The organism is Streptomyces sp. NPDC052016 (genome assembly GCF_044548445.1).
In the GTDB taxonomy this organism is placed as follows: Bacteria; Actinomycetota; Actinomycetes; order Streptomycetales; family Streptomycetaceae; genus Streptomyces.
On record NZ_JBIUBX010000031.1, the window covers coordinates 25376 to 46457 of the forward strand.

General features: G+C 73.5%; 11 protein-coding genes. 3 read left to right on the forward strand and 8 right to left on the reverse strand.

Annotated elements, in window-relative coordinates:
• Nucleotides 1-6: 6 nt before the first annotated feature.
• The 3 genes from ACIHAR_RS32625 to ACIHAR_RS32635 all read right to left on the reverse strand — a co-directional run bounded on the left by ACIHAR_RS32625 (nucleotide 7) and on the right by ACIHAR_RS32635 (nucleotide 7943).
• The gene (locus ACIHAR_RS32625; protein ID WP_400022929.1) at nucleotides 7-3576 is read right to left on the reverse strand and encodes an ATP-dependent helicase; all 3570 of its coding nucleotides are present in this window, start codon (nucleotides 3574-3576) and stop codon (nucleotides 7-9) included.
• A gap of 153 nt (nucleotides 3577-3729) precedes the next feature.
• Complete coding sequence (locus ACIHAR_RS32630; protein ID WP_400022930.1) at nucleotides 3730-7281, reverse strand: ATP-dependent helicase; 3552 nt, start codon at nucleotides 7279-7281, stop codon at nucleotides 3730-3732.
• A 275-nt stretch (nucleotides 7282-7556) separates the two neighbouring features.
• Complete coding sequence (locus ACIHAR_RS32635; protein WP_365470723.1) at nucleotides 7557-7943, reverse strand: MGMT family protein; 387 nt, start codon at nucleotides 7941-7943, stop codon at nucleotides 7557-7559.
• A gap of 185 nt (nucleotides 7944-8128) precedes the next feature.
• Between ACIHAR_RS32635 and ACIHAR_RS32640 the strand changes: the two genes are divergently transcribed.
• From ACIHAR_RS32640 to ACIHAR_RS32650, 3 genes are all read left to right on the forward strand, one after another.
• A complete protein-coding gene (locus ACIHAR_RS32640) occupies nucleotides 8129-10834 on the forward strand; it encodes a lysylphosphatidylglycerol synthase domain-containing protein (protein WP_365470721.1) in 2706 nt (901 codons plus the stop codon).
• A 76-nt stretch (nucleotides 10835-10910) separates the two neighbouring features.
• The gene (locus ACIHAR_RS32645; protein ID WP_365470718.1) at nucleotides 10911-12452 is read left to right on the forward strand and encodes an alpha/beta hydrolase; all 1542 of its coding nucleotides are present in this window, start codon (nucleotides 10911-10913) and stop codon (nucleotides 12450-12452) included.
• A gap of 163 nt (nucleotides 12453-12615) precedes the next feature.
• Nucleotides 12616-14190 (forward strand): alpha/beta hydrolase, encoded by a 1575-nt coding sequence (locus ACIHAR_RS32650; protein WP_400022931.1) that lies wholly within the window; start codon nucleotides 12616-12618, stop codon nucleotides 14188-14190.
• Nucleotides 14191-14255: 65 nt separating this feature from the next.
• Here the strand turns inward: ACIHAR_RS32650 and moeZ are convergent, their stop codons facing one another.
• The 5 genes from moeZ to ACIHAR_RS32675 all read right to left on the reverse strand — a co-directional run bounded on the left by moeZ (nucleotide 14256) and on the right by ACIHAR_RS32675 (nucleotide 21054).
• Nucleotides 14256-15434 carry an adenylyltransferase/sulfurtransferase MoeZ gene (gene moeZ, locus ACIHAR_RS32655; RefSeq protein ID WP_365470713.1) on the reverse strand — a complete coding sequence of 393 codons (1179 nt, stop codon included), beginning with the start codon at nucleotides 15432-15434 and terminating at the stop codon, nucleotides 14256-14258.
• Nucleotides 15435-15497: 63 nt separating this feature from the next.
• A complete protein-coding gene (locus ACIHAR_RS32660; protein WP_365470710.1) occupies nucleotides 15498-16256 on the reverse strand; it encodes a spherulation-specific family 4 protein in 759 nt (252 codons plus the stop codon).
• Complete coding sequence (locus ACIHAR_RS32665) at nucleotides 16244-17206, reverse strand: NAD-dependent epimerase/dehydratase family protein (RefSeq protein ID WP_388758497.1); 963 nt, start codon at nucleotides 17204-17206, stop codon at nucleotides 16244-16246. The genes ACIHAR_RS32660 and ACIHAR_RS32665 overlap by 13 nt, the downstream gene beginning before the upstream one ends.
• 414 nt (nucleotides 17207-17620) lie before the next feature.
• On the reverse strand, nucleotides 17621-18802 hold the full coding sequence (locus tag ACIHAR_RS32670; RefSeq protein WP_400022932.1) for a hypothetical protein: 1182 nt from the start codon (nucleotides 18800-18802) through the stop codon (nucleotides 17621-17623).
• A 428-nt stretch (nucleotides 18803-19230) separates the two neighbouring features.
• Entirely contained in the window at nucleotides 19231-21054 is a 1824-nt protein-coding gene (locus ACIHAR_RS32675) for a DUF3492 domain-containing protein (RefSeq protein ID WP_400022933.1), read from the reverse strand.
• Nucleotides 21055-21082: the final 28 nt, after the last annotated feature.

The window sequence follows — 21082 nt, forward strand, 5'->3', positions numbered from 1 at the left end:
ACGAGCCTATCGGCCCGCACCGACATCCTCGCCGGGTCCTTCCGCACGGTTTTGTCGCGCGACCGGTCCCCCGCGACCGGCCGCGAACGCGTCGTCCCGCGTCAACAGGCGCTCCAGCGCGGCGCGATCCGGCAGTCCGTCGGGCCGTACGACCTCGCCGGTGCGCACGTAGAGGAACGCCGCTGTGACGGATTCCACGGGGACGCCCTGCTGCTCGGCCCAGGCGAGCCGGTACAGCGCGAGCTGGAGCGGGTCGGCGGTGCGGCCCCGGTTGGTCTTCCAGTCGACGATCTCGTACGTCGCCGTCTCTCCGTCGCCGTCCTTGTAGACGGCGTCGATGCGGCCCCGTACGACGCGGCCGGCGAGGGCGAGCTGGAAGGGGGCCTCGACGCGGTAGGGGGTGCGGCGGGCGTACTCGGTGCGCTCGAAGGCCTCCTTGAGTGCCTCCAGGTCACGTTCGTCGGCGATCTCCGCCTCCTCGCCGGGCAGCTCGTCCGGCTCCAGCAGGGGAAGCGTCAACTCCTCGAAGCGGGCCTCCACCCACGCGTGGAAACGGGTGCCCCGGCGCGCGGCCCGTTGCGGGGGGCGCGGCATGGGGCGCGCGAGCTCCTGCGCGAAACCGTCCGGGTCGGCGGCCAGGCGCAGCAGCTGCGAGGCGGTCAGCGTCGTCGGCAGGGGTACGTCGGTGACGCTCTGCCGGGCGCGCAGGAGCTCTCCGGTCAGCGCGTCGAGGTCCCGGTCCCAGGAGGCGATCGTGCGGGCCTCCTCGGGGGTGAGGGAAGGCCTCCGGGGGTGTGGACGGGGCTCGGGCGCCGTGGCCTGGTGGGGGACGGCGGGCCGGGTGGTGGCCCACCGGTCCCAGGTGGCGGGGTCCTCCTCGTCGGGTCCGGCGTCGGGGGCACCGGCGAACCCGGCGTCCAGGTCGTCGTCGAAGGCGGAAGCGAGGTCGTCGTCGAACGGGTCGGGCTCGTCGTAGGGCGGCTCGTCCTCGTCGGGTGGCGGGGGCCAGTCGGGGTCGTCGTAGGCGTCCGGGTCGTGGCCGGCGGCGGGGTGGCCGTCGTCGGCCCCCGCGAGGGTGTCCAGGTGGGCGAGGACGGTCTCGGCGGCGGCGCGGCGGCGGGCGAGGGCGGCGGCGTCCAGGGGCAGCGGCCACACCTGGTCGGCGGTGGCCTGATGGAGGGCGGGGTTCTCCGCGTCCTCCCGCGGTTCCTCCGCCCAGGCCTCGATCTCGCCGTGGCCGGCCGCGCAGTGGTCGTACAGGGCCTGGAGGAAGGCGGAGGGTCCGCGGGGCTTCTTCTGGGTGGGCCCCCACCAGTGGCCGGAGCCGAGGAGCAGTGAGCGGGGGCGGGTGAAGGTGACGTAGCCGAGGCGGAGTTCCTCGGTGTGCTGGTGGTCCTTCATCGCCTCGTGGAAGGCCTTCATGCCCCGCGCGTCCCAGGCCTCGACCTCGGGGAGCGTGTCGGCGTCGCCGCGCAGTTCGTGGGGCAGGACCTTGGCCTGGGCGGTCCACTTCTCGCGGCCCTGGGCGCTCGGGAAGGTGCCGGTGACCAGGCCGGGGACGGCGACGACGTCCCACTCCAGGCCCTTGGACTTGTGCGCGGTGAGCACCTTGACGGTGTTCTCGCCGCCGGGCAGGGCGTTGTCCAGGCCCTTCTCGTACTGGGCCGCGGTGCGCAGGAAGCCGAGGAAGGCGAGGAGGCTCGCCTCGCTCTCGTTGGCGGCGAAGGAGGCGGCGATGTCGAGGAAGTTCGACAGGGTCTCGCGGCGGCGGGCGGCCAGCGCGTGCGGGGAGGCCGACAGTTCGACCTCGAGGCCGGTGACGGCGAGGACGCGGTGCAGGACGTCCATCAGCGGGTCGGCCAGGGAGCGGCGGAGGTCGCGCAGCTCGGCGGCGAGCCGGGCGAAGCGCACGCGCGCGTCCGGGGAGAAGGGCAGCCCGTCGTCGCCGGCGTCGGCGTCGCCGTACAGGGGTGTTTCCAGGAAAGTGTCCAGGGCGTCCGCGAGGGAGATCACCTCGGACGGGTCGACCCCCTCGACGGCCTCGGCCAGCCGCCGGTCCGGGTCGTCGGCGTCGTCCCCGCGCGCGTGGGAGACCAGCAGCCGCGCCCGGCGCCCCAGGAGGGCGAGGTCACGCGGTCCGATGCGCCAGCGCGGGCCGGTGAGCAGGCGGACCAGGGAGGCGTTGGCGCCGGGGTCCTGGAGGACCTCGCAGACGGCGACGAGGTCGGCGACCTCGGGCAGGTGCAGCAGGCCCGAGAGGCCGACCACTTCGACGGGGACGTCCCGGGCGACCAGGGCGCCCTGGATCTCGGCGAAGTCGGTGGCCGTGCGGCACAGGACGGCGATCTCACCGGGCGCCTTGCCGGTGTTCACCAGGTGGGCGATGGAGTCGGCGATCCAGTCGATCTCCTCGGCGTGGGTCGGCAGGAGCGCGCAGCGGACCACGCCGTCGCGTTCGGCCCCCGGGGCCGGGCGGAGGGCCTCCACGCCCGCGTGCATGGCGCGCAGCGGCTCGGCCAGGCCGTTGGCGAGGTCGAGGAGGCGGCCGCCGCTGCGGCGGTTCTCGCTGAGCGCCTGGCGGGCGGCGGGGCGGCCGTCCGCGTGGGCGAAGTGCTCGGGGAAGTCGTCGAGGTTGGCGACGGAGGCGCCGCGCCAGCCGTAGATCGCCTGGCAGGGGTCGCCGACGGCCGTCACCGGGTGCCCGGTGCCGCCGCCGAACAGACCGGCGAGGAGGATGCGCTGGGCCACGGACGTGTCCTGGTACTCGTCCAGGAGCACGACGCGGAACTCGTCGCGCAGCAGGCGCCCGACCTCGGGGATCCGCGCGAGCTGCGCCGAGAGGGCGATCTGGTCGCCGAAGTCGAGGAGGTCGCGTTCGCGTTTGGCGGCCCGGTAGCGCAGCACCAGGTCCGCGAGTTCGCGTCGGGCGGCGGCCGCCTCGGGCACCTTGCGCAGATCGGCGTTGGTGAGCTTGGCGCCTTCCAGGGCGCGCAGCAGTGCGGCGTCCCACGCGCGCAGGTCCTCGGGGCGCACGAGGTGCTCGGCGAGCTCGGCGTCGAGCGCGAGGAGGTCGCTGACGAGGTCGGCGAAGGAGCGGGTGAGCGCCGGGTAGGGGCCGGGGGCCTCGCGCAGCACGCGCGCGGCGAGCTGGTAGCGGGTGGCGTCGGCGAGCAGCCGGGAGGTCGGCTCCAGGCCGATGCGCAGACCGTGGTCGGTGAGCAGACGGCCCGCGAAGGCGTGGTACGTGGAGATCACCGGCTCGCCCGGCGGATGGTCCGGGTCGATGACGTCGGGATCGGTGACGCCCGCCTTGATCAGGGCCTTGCGGACCCGCTCGGCGAGCTCGCCGGCGGCCTTGTTGGTGAAGGTCAGGCCGAGGACCTGCTCGGGGGCGACCTGGCCGGTGCCGACCAGCCACACCACACGCGCCGCCATCACCGTGGTCTTGCCCGACCCCGCTCCGGCCACGATCACCTGCGGGGCGGGCGGCGCGATGATGCAGGCCGTCTGCTCCAGGGTGAACGGGATGCCGAGGAGCTCCTTGAGCTGCTCGGGATCGGTGATACGGGCGGGCATGTGCAGAGGCTAGCGGCGGGCAGTGACAGTCGATGACAAATCGCCCTGCCGAGCCGGAAGAGGCGCAGGTCAGACGGTGTGGTGCGGTCCGTCACACCGCACTGGGCCCACACCACCGGCCTTTGTCGCCGTGCCACCGGACCGCTGCGCCCGTCACTCGACCACGTGCCGCCCCTCCGGCCGTGCGCTGCACGACGCCCGGAAGGCGCAGTGCGTGCAGTGCTGTCCGGTGGAGGGCGTGAACCGCTCGTCGAGGACCTTTCCGGCCGCCGTGGCGAGCAGTTCGCCGATCCACTCCCCCTGCAGCGGCTCCTGGGCCTGCACCTTGGGCAGGCTCTCGCCGCCGTCCCGCTTGGCGGCGCCCTGGCGCAGCTGGACGAGTTCGGCGCCGCCCGGTTCGGGGCGCACGCCGTCGAAGGCCTCGTCCACGGCGCCCTCGCGGACGGCGAGCTGGTAGACGGCGAGCTGGGGGTGGCGCTCCACCTCACGCGCGGTGGGTGCGTTCTTGCCGGTCTTGAAGTCCACGACGTAGGCACGGCCGTCGCCGTCGGCCTCGACGCGGTCCATCTGGCCGCGGATGCGCACCTCGTAGTCGCCCGCGTCGAGGGTGACGTCGAAGTCGTGCTCGCTCGCCACCGGCGTGCGGCCCGTGCGGTCCATGACGTGCCACCGCAGGAAGCGTTCGAGCGCCACGCGCGCGTTGTCCTTCTCCTGCGCCGACTTCCAGGGCGCGTCGAAGGCGAGCGCGTTCCACACGGAGTCGAGGCGCTCCATGAGGACGTCGAGGTCGGCCGGGGTGTGTCCGGAGGCGACCTCGTCGGCGAGGACGTGCACGACGTTGCCGAAGCCCTGGGCGGCGGTGGCAGGCGCGTCCGCCTTGACCTCGCGGCCCAGGAACCACTGCAAGGAACAGGTGTTGGCGAGCTGGTCGAGGGCGCTGCCGGAGAGCACGACGGGCTTGTCGCGATCGCGCAGCGGCACTTTGCTCTCGGTCGGCTCGAACATCCCCCACCAGCGGTAGGGGTGTGCCGACGGCACCAGGGGCCGGCCGTCCTCGTCGGCGAGGGCGGCGAGGCGGGCGAGGCGGCGCGCGGCGGCCTCCCTGAGGGGGGCGGACGCGCGCGGGTCGACCGTCGTGGCGCGCAGTTCGGCGACGAGCGCCGCGACCGACAGGGGGCGGCGCGGGCGGCCCGTGACGTCCCTGGCCTCGACACCGAGTTCGCTGAGGAATCGGGAGGGCTGGTCACCGTCGTCGGCGGGCGCCTTCACCGCCGTGACGACGAGGCGGTCACGCGCGCGCGTGGCGGCCACGTAGAACAGGCGGCGCTCCTCGGCGAGCAGGGCGCCCGGGGTGAGCGGTTCGGCGAGGCCGTCGCGGCCGATGCGGTCGGCCTCCAGCAGGGAGCCGCGGCGGCGCAGGTCCGGCCACAGCCCTTCCTGGACGCCGGCCACGACGACCAGACTCCACTCCAGGCCCTTGGAGCGGTGCGCGGTCATCAGGCGTACGGCGTCGGGGCGCACGGCACGCCGGGTGAGGGTGTCGGCGGCGATGTCCTCGGCCTCGATCTCGGCGAGGAAGTTGAGGGCTCCCCGGCCGCCGGTGCGTTCCTCCGCGCGCGCGGCGGTGGCGAACAGAGCGCACACGGCGTCGAGGTCACGGTCGGCGTTGCGGCCGGCCGCGCCCCCGCGCCGGGCGGTCCGCTCCAGGCGCGCGGGCCAGGGCGTGCCCTCCCAGAGGTCCCACAGCGCCTCCTCGGCCGTACCCCCGCCAGCGAGCCGCTCACGGGCCTTGCGGAGCAGCGCGCCGAGGCGCTGGGCGCCACGGGCGTACGTGGGGTCGTGCGTGACCAGGCGCTCCGGTTCGGCCAGCGCACGGGCGAGCAGCTCGTCGGAGGGGGGCGGGAGCGGGTTGCCCGCGGCCCGCTCCTCCTCGCGCAGGGCGCGTCCCAGGCGGCGCAGGTCGGCGGCGTCCATGCCGGCGAGCGGGGAGGCGAGCAGGGTGAGGGCGGTTTCGGTGTCGAGCCAGCAGGGCTCGGCGGCGGGACCGGTGCCCTCGGTTCCCGCGTCGACGGCCGGTTCGGCGCTCCGCTCCCCGGGGACAGCGGCGGCGTCGGCGGGGTCACCGTCGGGGTCCCCGGCAACCGCGGCCGGCTCCCCGGAGGGGAACGGGGCACCCCCGGCGCCCTCCTCCTGACGTACGGCCCTGTCCGCCTGTTCCGCGGGCTGCACCGCCGTCTCCGCCTCGTCCGCCCCTTCCCCGGACCGAACCGCAGCCCTCGCCTCGTCCGCCCCTGCCGCCGGCCGAACCGCAGCCTCCGCCGTGGCGACCGCGCGCAGGGCCGTCAGCAGGGGCGCGACCGCCGGCTCGTGGCGCAGGGGCAGGTCGTCGCCGTCGATGTCGAGGGGCACGCCGGCGGCCGTCAGGGCTCGGCGGACCGTCGGGAGCGTGCGGGAGCCGGCGCGCACGAGGACCGCCATCTCGCGCCAGGGGACGCCGTCCTCCAGGTGCGCCCTGCGCAGGATGTCCGCGATGTTGTCCAGCTCGGTGCCGGGCGTCGGGTACGTGTAGACCTCGACGCGGCCGCCGTCGCGCACCGGGGCGAGGTCGCGGTGGGCACGCACCTTCTCCGCCGGGAGGCGGGTCAGGGGCATGCGCTGGGTGAGCAGCCGGGTGGCGGCCAGCAGGGCGGCGCCGGAGCGGCGGGAGGTGCGCAGTACCTCGACGGGGGCGGGGCGGCCGTCGGGGCGTGGGAAGGCGCGCGGGAACTCGAGGATGCCGTTCACGTCCGCACCCCGGAAGGCGTAGATCGACTGGTCGGGGTCGCCGAAGGCGACCAGGGTGCGGCCGCCGCCGGCGAGGGCGTGCAGCAGGCGTACCTGGGCCGGGTCGGTGTCCTGGTACTCGTCGACGTAGACGGCGTCGTACCGCGCGGCGAGCCGCTCGGCGGCCTCGGGGCGGCGGGCGAGGAGGACCGCGCGGTGGACGAGTTCCGCGTAGTCGATCACGCCGTGCAGGTCGAGGACGTCGAGGTACTCGGCGAGGAAGGCGGCCGCGGCACGCCAGTCGGGGCGGCCGATCCGGCGGGCGAAGGCGTCGAGGGCCGCCGGGTCCAGGCCCAGTTCCCGGCTGCGGGCGAGCACCGCGCGGACCTCGTCGGCGAAGCCGCGGGTGGTGAGGCAGGCACGCAGGTCGTCCGGCCAGCGCACGTGCGCCAGGCCGAGCCGCTGCAGGTCGACCTGTCCGGCGAGCAGCGCGCGGACGGCCACGTCCTGCTCGGGACCGGAGAGCAGCCGCAGCGGTTCGACGAACAGGTCGGCGTCCTGGTGGGCGCGGACGAGGGCGTAGCAGTAGGAGTGGAAGGTGGTCGCCTGGGGCGCGCGTGCGGCGCCCATGCGCAGCGCCATGCGGTCGCGCAGCTCGACGGCGGCCTTGCGGCTGAAGGTGAGCACCAGGATGCGCGCGGGGTCGCCGCCACGGGCGACGCGGGCGGCCACGGACTCGACGAGGGTGGTCGTCTTTCCGGTGCCCGGGCCGGCGAGGACGAGCAGCGGACCGTTGGCGTGCTCAACCACGGAGCGCTGTGCCGCGTCCAGACGAGGGGGATCCACCCGCTCCGGCGGGGTACGTACCAGCCGGTAAGCGCCACGGCTCCCCTGTCGCCCCTGCGGGGGCGACAGGCGCCTGGTGGAGGAAGAGGAGCTCACGTGGTTCGCCGGTCCTGGTGGGTGTGCTGGTGGTCGGACGGCCGCTCGGGGAGGGCGGTGGTCAGGGGGTGAGGGTGACGCGTGACGGCGACGCTACGCCGACGGGCGGTTCGGAAGGGCGGCTTCCGCTTCTTCCCTCGCGACCCGTGCGGCCCGTCGGACCCGCATGCCACGCGAGCCCCTCGACCATCGAACGTACGCCATGCCACGCAAGTGTCCCTTTTACCCCTTACGCGTCACGGGGTCCCCTTGGGAGGGTCCGATGGCGGAAGCTGTCAGGTGTGACCCTCCGCGCGTTCACCGCCGTCCCATCGCGCGCGTCTCAGGTCGAGACGCGGCAGATGGCCCTCGGCGGCCCTGCTCGCCTCCTTCAGGGGCGTGCCCTCGGCGCGGTAGTGGTCGAGGGCCCGCAGTTCGTGGCCCGGCAGCAGCACCCCGTCGGCGCGCACCACGCGCCACCAGGGGACGGCGCCCCCGTAGAGGGCCATCACCCGGCCGACCTGCCGGGGGCCGCCCTCCCCGAGCCACTCGGCGACGTCCCCGTAGGTCATGACCCGCCCGGGCGGGATCAGGTCCGCGACGTCGAGGACCCTCTCGGCGTACTCCGGCAGCGCGTCCGTGTGCTCCGGGCGGGCGTCGTCCGGAAGGCTCTGCTCGCTCATCCGCCCCATCCTGCCCCACCCCACCGACAATGCGACGGGCCCGTGACCGTGCGTGAGCCTCGCCCCCGGGCGACGCTTCGGGCAGACTGGCGCCCCCGCATTTGCACCCTGATGCCCCCGTGTGTCGGTGGGGCATGCCACCATCGTGCGGGCGGTGACCGGTGATTCGAGACCAAGAAGAGACGATGAAGCAGCAGGGCGTGCATCCCGAGGACGCGGAGGGCACCTCTGACGCTGCGTCGCGCCCGGACACCGCCGGCACGGCGGAACAGGACGCGGAGCTCGTCGACGTCACGTACATCGACGAGGTCGAGGGCGACGAACCGCTGCTCCCCGCGCGCGTGCACCGTCCGTCCGACCTGATGCGGCTGCTGGTGGGCGTGCTCGCCGTGATCGTCCTGCTGGGCATCGCCGCGTTTGCGCATGGAACGACCTCGGGCCTGGAACAGGACATCAACAAGGGCACCGGGCAGGCGCCCGACCTGCTCATCAAGATCGCTGGGCTGGCGTCGAGCATCGCGATCCTGCTGGTGCCGGTGGCCTTCGCCATCGAGCGGCTGATCAAGCGGGACGGGCTGCGCATCGCCGACGGCGTGCTCGCGGCGGTCCTGGCCCACGGGGTGACCCTCGCCACCGACCTGTGGGTGGCCAAGGCGGCCCCTAATTCGATCCAGGAGGCGCTCACCCAGCCCTCCCCCGGCGACATCCACGCCCTCACCGACCCCGTGCACGGCTACCTCGCGCCCGTCATCGCGTACATGACGGCGGTCGGCATGTCGCGCCGGCCGCGTTGGCGCGCGGTGCTGTGGATCGTGCTGCTCCTCGACGCGTTCTCGATGCTCGTCACCGGCTACACGACACCGTTCTCGATCATCCTGACGGTACTGATCGGCTGGATGGTGGCCTACGGGACGCTGTACGCGGTCGGCTCGCCGAACGTGCGTCCCACGGGACGGACGCTGATGGCGGGCCTGCGGCACGTCGGCTTCCACCCGGCGAGTGCCGCGCGCCAGGAGGTCTCGGACACGTCGGAGACCGGCGACCGGGGCCGGCACTACTTCGTCACCCTGGAGGACGGCACCCAGCTGGACGTCACGGTGGTCGACCGCGAGCAGCAGGCGCAGGGCTTCTTCTACCGCGCGTGGCGCAATCTCACCCTGCGCGGCTTCGCCACCCGCAGCAGCCTGCAGTCGCTGCGCCAGGCACTCGAGCAGGAGGCGCTCCTGGCCTACGCGGCCATCGCGGCGGGCGCCAACGCACCCAAGCTGATCGCGACCTCCGAGCTCGGCCCCGACGCCGTGATGCTGGTCTACGAGCACACCGGCGGCCGCACTCTGGACTCGCTCGAGGACGAGGAGATCACCGACGAGCTGCTGCGGGACACCTGGCACCAGGTGCGCGCCCTGCAGTCCCGGCGCATCGCGCACCGCAGGCTGGTGGGTGACGCGATCCTGGTGGATCGTTCCGGCACGGTGATCCTCACCGACCTGCGCGTCGGTGAGATCGCGGCCGGCGACCTGCTGCTGCGCATGGACACCTCCCAACTGCTCGTGACGCTCGGCCTGCGGGTGGGCGCCGAGCGTGCGGTCGCCTCGGCGGTGAGCGTGCTCGGCCCCGACGCCGTGGCGGACTGCCTGCCGATGCTCCAGCCCATCGCGCTGAGCCGCTCCACGCGCGCGACCCTGCGCAGACTGGCCCGGGAGCGGACGCAGCGCGAACGCGAGGCGGTGCTGGAGGCGTCCCGGCAGTCCAGGCAGGCCCGTCACGAGGCAGCCGGGGACGAGACGCCGCCTGTCCTCGACAAGGCCGGCAAGAAGGCCGAACGCGCCGAGGCGCGGGCCGAGAAGCGGGCCATCGACGAGGCACTGGAGGAGGCGCGCGAGGAGGATCTGCTGACGCAGATCCGGCACGAGGTCCTGCGCATCCGGCCACAGGCGCCGGTCGAGCCCGCACGGCTGGAGCGGGTGCGGCCACGCACGCTGATCAGCTTCATCGCCGGCGCCATCGGCGCGTACTTCCTGCTGACGCAGCTCACCCACATCGAGTTCGGACCGCTCATCGCCAACGCCGAGTGGGGCTGGGTCGCCGCCGCCGTGCTGTTCTCGGCGCTGAGCTACGTCGCCGCGGCGATGAGCCTGCTGGGCTTCGTGCCGGAGCGGGTGCCGTTCCCACGGACGGTCGCGGCACAGGTCGCCGGGTCGTTCGTGAAGATCGTTGCGCCTGCCGCGGTCGGCGGGGTCGCCCTCAACACGCGCTTCCTGCAGCGCGCCGGAGTGCGGCCGGGACTCGCGGTGGCGAGCGTCGGCGCCTCGCAGCTGTTCGGGCTGGGCTGCCACATCCTCATGCTGCTGTCCTTCGGCTATCTGACCGGCACCGAGAAGACGCCGTCGCTGTCGCCGTCCCGCACGGTCATCGCGGGCCTGCTGACGGTGGCGGTGCTCGTGCTCGTGGTGACCTCGGTGCCGTTCCTGCGGAAGTTCGTCGTCACGCGCGTGAGGTCGCTCTTCGCGGGTGTCGTTCCGCGCATGCTCGACGTGCTCCAGCGGCCGCAGAAGCTGGTCACCGGTATCGGCGGCATGCTCCTGCTGACCGCCTGCTTCGTGATGTGCCTGGACGCGTCGATCCGCGCGTTCGGCGACGAGACGACGTCGATCAGCATCGCCAGCGTGGCCGTGGTGTTCCTCGCCGGCAACGCCCTCGGCTCCGCGGCGCCCACCCCGGGCGGCGTCGGCGCGGTCGAGGCGACCCTGACCGTCGGCCTGATCGCCGTCGGCCTCCCCAAGGAGGTCGCCGCTCCCGCGGTGCTGCTGTTCCGCTTGCTGACGCTGTGGCTTCCGGTGCTGCCGGGATGGCTGGCCTTCAACCATCTGACGCGCAAGGGCGCCCTCTAGCGGCACGGCGGCGGTCGTACACCTGACGGACGGCGCCCCGCGCGCGCGTGGGCGGGCACGGACGCAGGATGGAGTCATGCCGAAAGCGTCCCGCCTGCGCGCCGCCCTGGCCGCCGCCGTCCTGCTGGCCTCCCTGGCGGCCGGCTGCACCGACGACCGCGCTGACGACGAGGACCTGACGGCACAGGAGCTGGACTGGAAGGACTGTCCGACGCCGTCCCAGGCGCAGGGCGGCGGCAGCCCTCCGTCCCCCTTGGCGAACGGTGACGAGTGGCAGTGCGCCACCATGAGGGCTCCCCTGGACTGGGACGACCCCGAGGGCGACACCATCGGCATCGCGCTGATCCGGGCGAAGGCGAGCGGGGACGAGAACAGGCGGATCGGCTCGCTCGTGTTCAACTTCGGCGGGCCGGGGGGTTCCGGCGTCACCACGCTGCCCGCGTTCGCAGAGGACTACGCGACCCTGCGCACCCGGTACGACCTGGTGAGCTTCGACCCGCGAGGGGTGGGCCGCAGCGCCCCCGTCCGGTGCGAGAACGACCAGCAGCTCGACGCCTACTTCCAGCAGGACATGACCCCCGACGACACCGCCGAGCGTACGGAGCTGCTGGACAACACCAAGGAGTTCAACGAGGCCTGCGAGGAGAACTCCGGGAAGATGCTGCCGCATGTGCGCACCACCGACGCGGCCCGTGACCTGGACCTGATGCGCCAGGTCCTCGGCGACACGAAGCTGCACTACTTCGGCATCTCCTACGGCACCGAACTTGGCGGCGTCTACGCCCACCTCTTCCCCAGGAACGTCGGGCGTGCCGTCTTCGACGCGGTGGTGGACCCGACGCAGACCCCCGAGCAGGGCTCGCTGGGGCAGGCCAGGGGTTTCCAGCGGGCGCTCGACAACTTCGCCGAGGACTGCACGTCGAAGACCGAGGACTGCCCCCTCGGGGACACCGCGCAGGATGTGAAGGACCGGATCGCCCGGCTGCTCGCCGACCTCGAGCGCAGGCCGATCCCCGGGATCTTCCCCCGCGAGCTGACCCAGACCGCCGCGACCAGCGGCATCGCGCAGGCGCTGTACTCGAAGGACTTCTGGGAGTACCTCACCGCCGGTCTGGAGGAGGCGTACGCCGGCGAGGGAAGGATCCTGATGCTGCTGTCCGACTCGTTGAACGGCCGCAGCGAGAACGGCGAGTACAGCAACATCACCGCGGCCAACATCTCCATCAACTGCTCCGACGACAAGGCGCGTTACACCGTCGATCAGGTGGAGCGGAAGCTGCCGGAGTTCCGGGCCGCCTCCGGCGTGTTCGGTGACTTCCTGGCCTGGGGCATGCTCAGCTGCACCGACTGGGCCGTGCCGGGCGCCGCCGACCATCCGGACGTGTCCGCGCCGGGTGCCGCGCCGATCCTCGTCATCGGCAACACCGGCGACCCCGCCACCCCCTACGAGGGGGCGCGGAGGATGGTGACCGCGCTCGGCAAGGGCGTCGGGATCGAGGTGACGTACAAGGGGCAGGGACACGGCGCGTACGACAGCAAGAACAAGTGCGTGCGGTCGGCGGTGAACGGCTACCTGCTGAACGGGAGGCTGCCGGCCGCCGGGACGGTCTGTTCATGACCCGCCACAACCGCCGCCCGGCACGGACCTCACCGGGCGAGCGCGGGCAAACTCGCAGGTCAGGAGGTTATCCACAGGCTCCGACGGCCGCGGTTCCGTCCGCCTACTATGGCCTGACAGCCGTCCGCCGCCCGGTGGCACGGTCCGCGAGGGGGGAGTGCACGTGATGCGATTCGTACGGTGGACGGGGCTGGGCGCCGCCGCCGCGCTGCTGGTGGCGGGGTGCAGCAGCGGCCCATCGGACGGAGGTGAGGACGGCAAGGGCGGTGGTGCGGACGCGCGGCCGTCGGCCGGCGCCTCCGGGACGACGGGCGCCTCAGGTGACACGGTGAGCCTGCCCGCCTCGCTGACCGGGCAGAAGCCCGACTGGGGCCGGTGCAAGGGCAGCTCGGACTCCCCCGCGCCGAGCAGCGAGTGGCAGTGCGCGTCCGTGAAGGTGCCGCTGGACTGGTCGAAGCCGGACGGCACCACGATCGACCTCGCGCTCATCCGTGCGAAGGCCAAGGGCTCCGGGAGCGAGCGGATCGGATCGCTGCTGTTCAACTTCGGCGGCCCCGGCGGCTCGGGCGTGTCCACACTGCCGGCCTACGGCTCCACGGTCTCCTCGCTGCACGAGCGCTACGACCTGGTCAGCTGGGACCCGCGCGGGGTGGGCGCCAGCGAGGGTGTCCGCTGCCGCGGCGACAAGGAGTTGCAGGCCGCCGAGTCCGTCGACTCCACCCCGGACACCCCGGCCGAGGAACAGGCCTACCTCGACGACGCCGCCGACTTCGGCGAGGGCTGCGAGAAGGCCGCCGGCCCGCTGATGGCGCATGTGTCGACCACCGACACCGCCCGCGACCTGGACCTGATGCGCCAGATCCTCGGCGACACGAAGCTGCACTACTTCGGCATCTCCTACGGCACCGAACTCGGCGGCGTCTACGCCCACCTGTTCCCGAAGAACGTGGGCCGGCTGGTCCTCGACGCGGTGGTCGACCCGAGCGCCGACTCGGTGGGCCACGCGAAGAACCAGGCGAAGGGCTTCCAGCTGGCGCTCGACAACTACCTGAAGTCGACCGGCCAGGACCCCGAGCAGGGCAGCGCGAAGATCGCCGACCTGCTGAAGCGGATCGACACGAAGCCCCTGCCGACGTCGTCCGGGCGCAAGCTGACGCAGACCCTCGCGGTCACCGGCATCGTCCTGCCGTTGTACAGCGAGTCGGGCTGGCCGAGCCTGACCAGCGCCCTGGAGTCGGCGGAGCAGGGCGACGGCTCCGAGCTGCTGGTGCTCGCCGACGCCTACAACGAGCGGGACACCGCGGGGCACTACGGCACGACCACCCACTCGCAGCGGGTCATATCGTGCTTGGACGGCAAGCAGCGGCCGACGCTGGAGCAGACGAAGAAGCTGCTGCCGGAGTTCGAGCAGATCTCGCCGGTGTTCGGCACGTTCCTGGGCTGGGACACGGCCGGCTGGTGCCACGACTGGCCGGTGGCCGGGCAGTTCGACACCCCGGAGGTGAGCGCGCCGGGCGCGGCGCCGATCCTGCTCGTCGGCAACACCGGGGACCCCGCGACGCCCTACGAGGGTGCGAGGAGGATGGCGGACGAGCTCGGCAAGGGCGTCGGGGTGCTGCTCACGTGGAAGGGCGAGGGCCACGGCGCGTACGGGAGCGGCAGCGACTGTGTCGACGCGGCCGTGGACGGCTATCTGCTGAACGGCGCGGTGCCGAAGGACGGCAAGGTCTGCTCATGACGACGGCGGGGGTTCCGCGCACCCGTGGTGCGCGAAACCCCCGCCGTCCGGGCCGGCAGGCCGGCTCAGTAGACGGGCTTGCTCGGCTCGATCTGGTTGACCCAGCCGATCACACCGCCGCCGACGTGGACCGCGTCCGCGAAGCCCGCGGACTTCAGGACCGCGAGGACTTCCGCACTGCGGACACCCGTCTTGCAATGCAAGACGATCTTCTTGTCCTGGGGCAGGCCCTCCAGGGCGGCGCCCATGAGGAACTCGTTCTTCGGGATCAGCTTGGCGCCCGGGATGGAGACGATCTCGTACTCGTTCGGCTCGCGGACGTCGATGATCTCGATGTTCTCGCCGTCGTCGATCCACTCCTTGAGCTGCTTGGGAGTGATCGTCGAGCCGGCGGCCGCCTCCTGGGCCTCCTCGGACACGACGCCGCAGAAGGCCTCGTAGTCGATGAGCTCGGTGACGGTGGGGTTCTCGCCGCAGACCGCGCAGTTCGGGTCCTTGCGAACCTTGACCTGGCGGTACTGCATCTCCAGGGCGTCATAGATCATCAGTCGGCCGACCAGCGGCTCGCCGATGCCGGCGAGGAGCTTGATGGCCTCGTTGACCTGGATGGAGCCGATGGACGCGCACAGCACGCCCAGGACGCCGCCCTCGGCACAGGAGGGGACCATGCCGGGGGGCGGGGGCTCCGGGTAGAGGCAGCGGTAGCAGGGGCCGTGCTCGGACCAGAAGACGGAGGCCTGACCGTCGAAGCGGTAGATGGAACCCCACACGTACGGCTTGTTCAGCAGCACGCACGCGTCGTTGACCAGGTAGCGGGTCGCGAAGTTGTCCGTGCCGTCGACGATCAGGTCGTACTGGCTGAAGATGTCCATCACGTTGTCGGCCTCGAGCCGCTCCTCGTGAAGGACCACGTTCACGTACGGGTTGATGCCCTTGACGCTGTCACGCGCGGACTCGGCCTTGGACCGGCCGATGTCGGCCTGGCTGTGGATGATCTGGCGCTGCAGGTTCGACTCGTCGACCTCGTCGAACTCCACGATGCCGAGCGTGCCCACGCCCGCCGCGGCCAGGTACATCAGCGCCGGCGAGCCCAGGCCGCCGGCGCCGACACAGAGCACCTTGGCGTTCTTCAGCCGCTTCTGCCCGTCCATCCCGACGTCGGGAATGATCAGGTGACGGGAGTACCGGCGGACCTCGTCTACGGTGAGCTCGGAGGCGGGCTCGACCAGGGGTGGCAACGACACGGGGACTCCGTTGGTCGGTCAATCACTACGGTTGTTCTCCGTGTAACACTGCCATGGCCATCTTCATTCCGAGACACCTGTTCCGATCCGCGAGACGATTTCGTCCCAGTAGCCGGGCATGGTCTCCCAGGGATCGTGGAGCCCGCCGCGGTCGGTGCGGTCGGTGAACCAGATCGTCGCGGCGCCCTGCCAGCGGGCGACGCGCAGCGCCTCCTCCAGATGGCCGCGGGGCACGCCGTGCACGAAGTGGCAGAAGCGCTCGGGCGGATGGGCGGCGGTCCACTCGGCCGCCTGCGACCAGCGGTAGTCGCTCCACGGCCCGGAGAAGGTGACGAGTTGGTCGGCGTTCTCGGCGAAACCGGGGTACGGGTGGGTGCCGTGGCCGAGGACGATGTGGGGCGCGTCGTGCAGGGTGCGCAGCGTGCCGGTGGTGCGGCGGATCTCGGGGAGTGCCGAGCGGTCGGCCGGACAGCGGTCCAGCAGGAAGCCGTCGACCTGATACCAGTCCAGGAACCGCTGTGCGTCGGAGATCACCTCGGGGAAGGCACGGGCGCCGTAGGTGAGGTCGAGGTGGCCGAGGACGCGCACGCCCGCGTTGCGGAGCCGGCCGGCGGCTTCCAGGCAGTGCGGGTCGGGGCGGGTGCCGGGTCCGTCGGCGACATCGAGGACGACCCAGTGGAGGGGTCTGCCCGCACGGGTGAGGTCGCCCCATTCGGAGGGCGCGAGGAGGGGGTGCGCGAAGCCGGGGACGCCGAGGCCGGTGCGGACGTCGGTGGTGCCGGCGCTCGCGGTCCCCGCCGGAGTGCCCGTCAGATACGACACGCCGCCTCCATCCAGATGTCGGCCAGGGACTCCTCCAGGTTGATCCGGGGCCGCCAGCCGAGCCGGTCGCGGGCGGTGCGCACGTCGGCCTGCTGCCAGCTGCCGCAGCCGTCCGGATACGGGTACGCGACGGGGGCCGCATGGTCGGAGTCGGCGCGGGGGTGGCCGATGGCCGGCCGGAGATGGGCGCCGGGCGGACCGTCCAGTTCGTGGAGGGCGCCGCCGTATCCGGCCACGCGCGCGAGGATGGCGGCGGCGTCGCGCAGCCGGACGGCGCGTCCGGAGCCGATGTTGATGACGCCCTGCGCTGCGGAGAGGGAGGCGGCGTGCACGGCGCGGGCGACGTCGCGGACGTCCACGAAGTCGCGCTGGGCGCCCAGGCCGCCGAGTTTCAGCTCGCCGTCGCCGGACTGCATGGCGCGGCGCATGGCCTCGGCGAGCCGCCCGAGAGGGGAGCCGGCGGGGGTGCCCGGACCGGCCGGGGAGAAGACCCGGAGCACGACGGCGTCCAGGCCGGACCCCAGGACCAGTTCGGTGGCGGCGAGCTTGCTGACGCCGTACGGCCCGCCGGGGCGTGGGACGGCGTCCTCGGCCGTCGAGGAGCCGGGCTGGCTCGGGCCGTACTCGGCGCCGCAGCCGATCTGCACGAGACGGGCGCCGCAGCCGCTGCGGCGCAGGGCCTCGCAGACGGTGGCGACGGCGACGGTGTTGTGGCGGGTGAGTTCGCGGGCACCGCCGCGGGTGGCGCCCGCGCAGTTGACGACGACCTGGGGATGGACCGCGTCGAGGAAGCGGGTGAGCGCGCCGGGGCTGCCGGTCGCGAGGTCGAAGCGGACGTCGGCGTCGTCGCCGCGGCCGAGCGCGGTGAGCTGGACGGCCGGGTCGGCGAGCAGGCGGTCGGCGACGAAGCGGCCGATGTATCCGTTGGCTCCAATCAGCAGGACCCTCATCGTGCGGCTCCCTGGGTGTGCGCACCTGCCACGCGGGCCGTTCCATGCGTTCCGGCCGCGTCAGGCGCTTCGGCCACTCCGGCAGGTCCAGGATTTCGGGCCACTCCGGGCGCTTGGGCCACTCGGGCCGCTCCGGCCGCTCCGACGGCGCCGGCCGTGGCGACTGCACCGGCCGCTCTGTTCGCTCCGGCGGCTGCGGCCGCTCGTGTGACCGCGAGGGCTCCCGGGACCGCGGGTGCTCCGGCGGCTCCGGTCGCTCCGGATCGGGAGGTGGTCATCTGGTTTCTCCTTCGGGGGTGTTGCGTGGGTGGAGGAGCGCGTGCGTCGTGCGGTCGGTGCACGGTGGGGGTGGTGCCGCGCAAGGTCGTCGTACAGCGGACGGCAGCTGCCGGGGCGCGGTCGGCCGGGTGCGCGTCAGCACGGCTGGTCCGTTCGTGCGTGGGCGGAGGCCCGGGTGAGCGTGCGGGTCGCGTGGACCAGCAGGGTGAGGGCCGCCGCTCCACAGCAGAGGGCCGGAACGCCTGCCGGGCCCCAGGCGGCCAGGAGGGCGTCGACAGGGGTGGCCAGGAATCCGCAGCCGGGCAGCCGGCCCGCGAAGACGGTGGCCAGTGCGAGCGCCTCGATGGCACCGGCTGTCCCGAGGACGAGCGCCGGGGCGTGGGTGAAGCCGTGCACGGTGAGGAGGCGCGCGAGGAAGAGCAGCGCCCCGAGGGTGAGGGTCTGGGCGTGGCCTGCGGACTCGCCGAGGGCGGCCGCGCAGAGACCGCTCAGTGCCGCGAGCGCGCACAGATACAGCGCGAAGGTGCCGAGCAGCAGCGGTCGCACGGAGGAGGCGAACTCCTCCAGGCCGCGGCTCGCGTTCAGCCGGCGCCTGGCCCGTACGGCGAGGAGGTGCGCGCTCCAGGCGGCGGGAGCGCAGGCCAGGGCAAGGGTGAGCGCAGGGGCGGCAGCGAGGGGCCACGAGCCGTCGGCGTCCCCGGTCGGCAGTCCGTCGGGGCCGCCGTCGACGGCCGTGCGCAGGAGTCCGTCGCCGAGGACCGCGTAGGTGAGGAGCCAGCAGGTCCAGGCGCCGGTCCGGTGCGAGCCCGGGTGCCTGCGACCGCGCGGGCCCAGCGGGCCCCGGCGGAGGGCCGCGCGCAGGGCGAGGAACACGGCCAGCGCGCCCGCGGTCACCACGAACAAGCGCGGGCGGCCCTGGGTGAGACGCAGACCCACGACGGTCGCGGCGCACAGGGCGCCCGGCAGCAGCGTGAGCAGCGCCCAGTCCAGGCGCGCCCGCGGGAGCGCCTCGGTCTTCGCGGTGCGCGGCGGTGTGTCGCCGTCCCGGGGGACGCGGGCGTACATCTCCTCCGCGAGGGAGAAGACGTCCCGGTGCCGAAAACGGGCGGCGGTCCGGTCGGTGACGCCGTGAGCCTCCAGGGCGGCGGCGATCTCCAGGGGGTCGACGGCCCGTTCGCACAGTTCCCGATGGCGGTGCATCAGCGCCTTCACCGGGTCGGCGGCGCCGCGGCGGGGGCTGGGGGGCTTGCGAGGGGACGCGACAGCCACGTCGGGCTGGGCGGGGGACGACGCATCGGAGCCGATTCCGTCGGCCACGTCCGAGCCGCTGCCCACAGCCGCACCCGTGCTGCCGCCCGCGACCCCACCCGAGCCGCCGCCCACGAACACATCGGAGCCGCCGTCCCCGAACACATCAGAGCCACCACCCCCAGGATCATCAAGGCCACCACCCACAACAGCACCCGAGCGACCACCCCCATCCACGCCCACGCCGCCACCAACGTCCACGCCACCACCTGCGTCCGCGCCACCACCTACATCCACGCCCACGCCACCACCCGCAGACACGGCGGAGCCACCGCTCACAGCCGCCTCCGAGCAGCCTCCACCCAGCGAGGCGTCACCGCCCCTCTCACCGGACTCTCCAGCCCCGCCGCCCTCCCCCGAGAGCCACTCCTGCGATCGCCGGTCGCCGGCACCGGGGCTTCCCGGTGTCCAGGGCCGGTCCCGTTCGCTCAGGCCGCTCATCGCGCCCCCTCCGTCGCGGCGACCGGCGAGCCCGCCGGAACCGGTGGTGCCGCCGCCCGGCCGGTCCCGCGCCGGGCGGTGTCGCGGTCGCCCGGGCCGGTCCAGCGGCCGGGCATCCAGGCCTCCGCCGGGACGGCGAACGGCCGGGGCTCCCCGGAGGCGTCGAGGACGACCCGGCGGATCGGGCTGCGGGAGACGGTCTCCAGGTAAATGCCGTGAAATGCCGCGATGTTCTGCTCGACCGTGAAGAGTTCGAGGGCACGAGCGCGGGCGGCCGCGCCGAGGCGCGCACGGCGCTCGGGATCGCGCAGCAACGCGACGCACGCCTCCGCGAGCGCCCGCGGGTTGCGCGGCGGCACGACCAGCCCCGTCCCGCCGATGACCTCGACGACCGCGCCGACGTCCGTCGACACGGTCGCGCGCCCGCAGAACATCGCCTCGACCAGACCGACCGGGAAGCCCTCCACGACGCTGGACAGGACGACCACGGCACCCGCCGCGTACGCGTCGGGGAGGTCGGGCACCTCCGGCCCGCCGATCTCCTCGAAGGAGACGGGGTTGTCGCCGACGGAGTGCGGCCCGTCGGCCTCGTCGGGGAAGAGCTGCGCGGCCAGCATCCGGCAGTGGCCGAGGTAGGCCCGGCCCTCGGACCCGGACGGCGCGCCGATGATCCGCAGGCGGGTCCCGGGCTCCTCCTTGCGGACCTCCGCGAAGGCGTGTAGCAAAGACACCAGGTCCTTGGCCGGCTCCACCCGGCCGACCCAGACCAGCGTGCGCGGATCGGCGGTGTCCGGGGAGTCCCCGACCTCGTCGAAGCGGGCCGCCTCCATGCCGGGGTAGACCGTGCGCAGCTTGGCGCGGTCGGCGCCGCACCGTTCCTGCCAGCGGCGGGCGTGCGCGTTACCGGGTGTGACCCACGCGGCCTGCCGGTACACCTCGGCGGCGAGCCGCCCGTGGAAGGCGGCGAGCAACGCGCGCACGGCGGGAGCCTCCTCCGAAGACGGGGCAGTCGAGGACGGCCTTGCGGCGGCGGAGCCCGATGGCGCCGCGGAGGTCGATGGCGGCGCGGCCGGGGAAGCCGAGGTGTCCGTCCCGCGCCCCGAGCTCAGGTAGTGCGTCCGCAACCGCACCCCGTACTCGGTGACCACCAGAGGCACCCCGAAGACGTGCCGCGCCACCAGCCCCGGCAGGGCGGCGGCACCGCCCGACGCGGCGTGGCACAGGTCGACGGAGCCGAGCCCGCCGCCCCCGTCGGCCGGGTCGTCCTCGTACCAGTCGAGCGAGAGAGGGCGCAGAAGGCGTTCGAGGTGCGCCGCGACGGCGAGCAGCTCGGGTACGCGCGCCTCACGCGCCGTACGCAGGGCGCCGGGCGCACGACAGGCGCGTTCCAGGGCGCGCACGGCGTCTTCCGAGCGGAGGGCCGCCACCAGTCCGCCCTCGTCGCGAGCGAGCTCGGCGAGCCCGTACAGCGCGTTGCCGAAACGGTCCGCCTGAGAAGCGAAACGGTCCTCCGAGGCATCGGCGGAGCCGCCCTCGCACAGGACGGCCACCAACTCGCCGTAGCACTCGGCGAAGCGCCGCCGCGCGCGGCGCCCGTACGCCACCCCGTCGTCCTCCGCCCGCCACAGCGGCGCCGTACGCACCCGGCGGACCTGCGGCGGCAGCTCGGCCAGGCCCGCGGTCTCCTGGTGCTCGGTGCGACTGAGCGCGTAGAGGTCGAACTCGTGCTGCGCGAGTCCGCGGACGAGCCGGTCGCACCAGAGTCCGGCGTCACCGCTCACATACGGATAGCCACCCTCCGTAAGCAGTCCGATGCGCACGTGTGCACCCCCGATCTCCCTTCTGGGG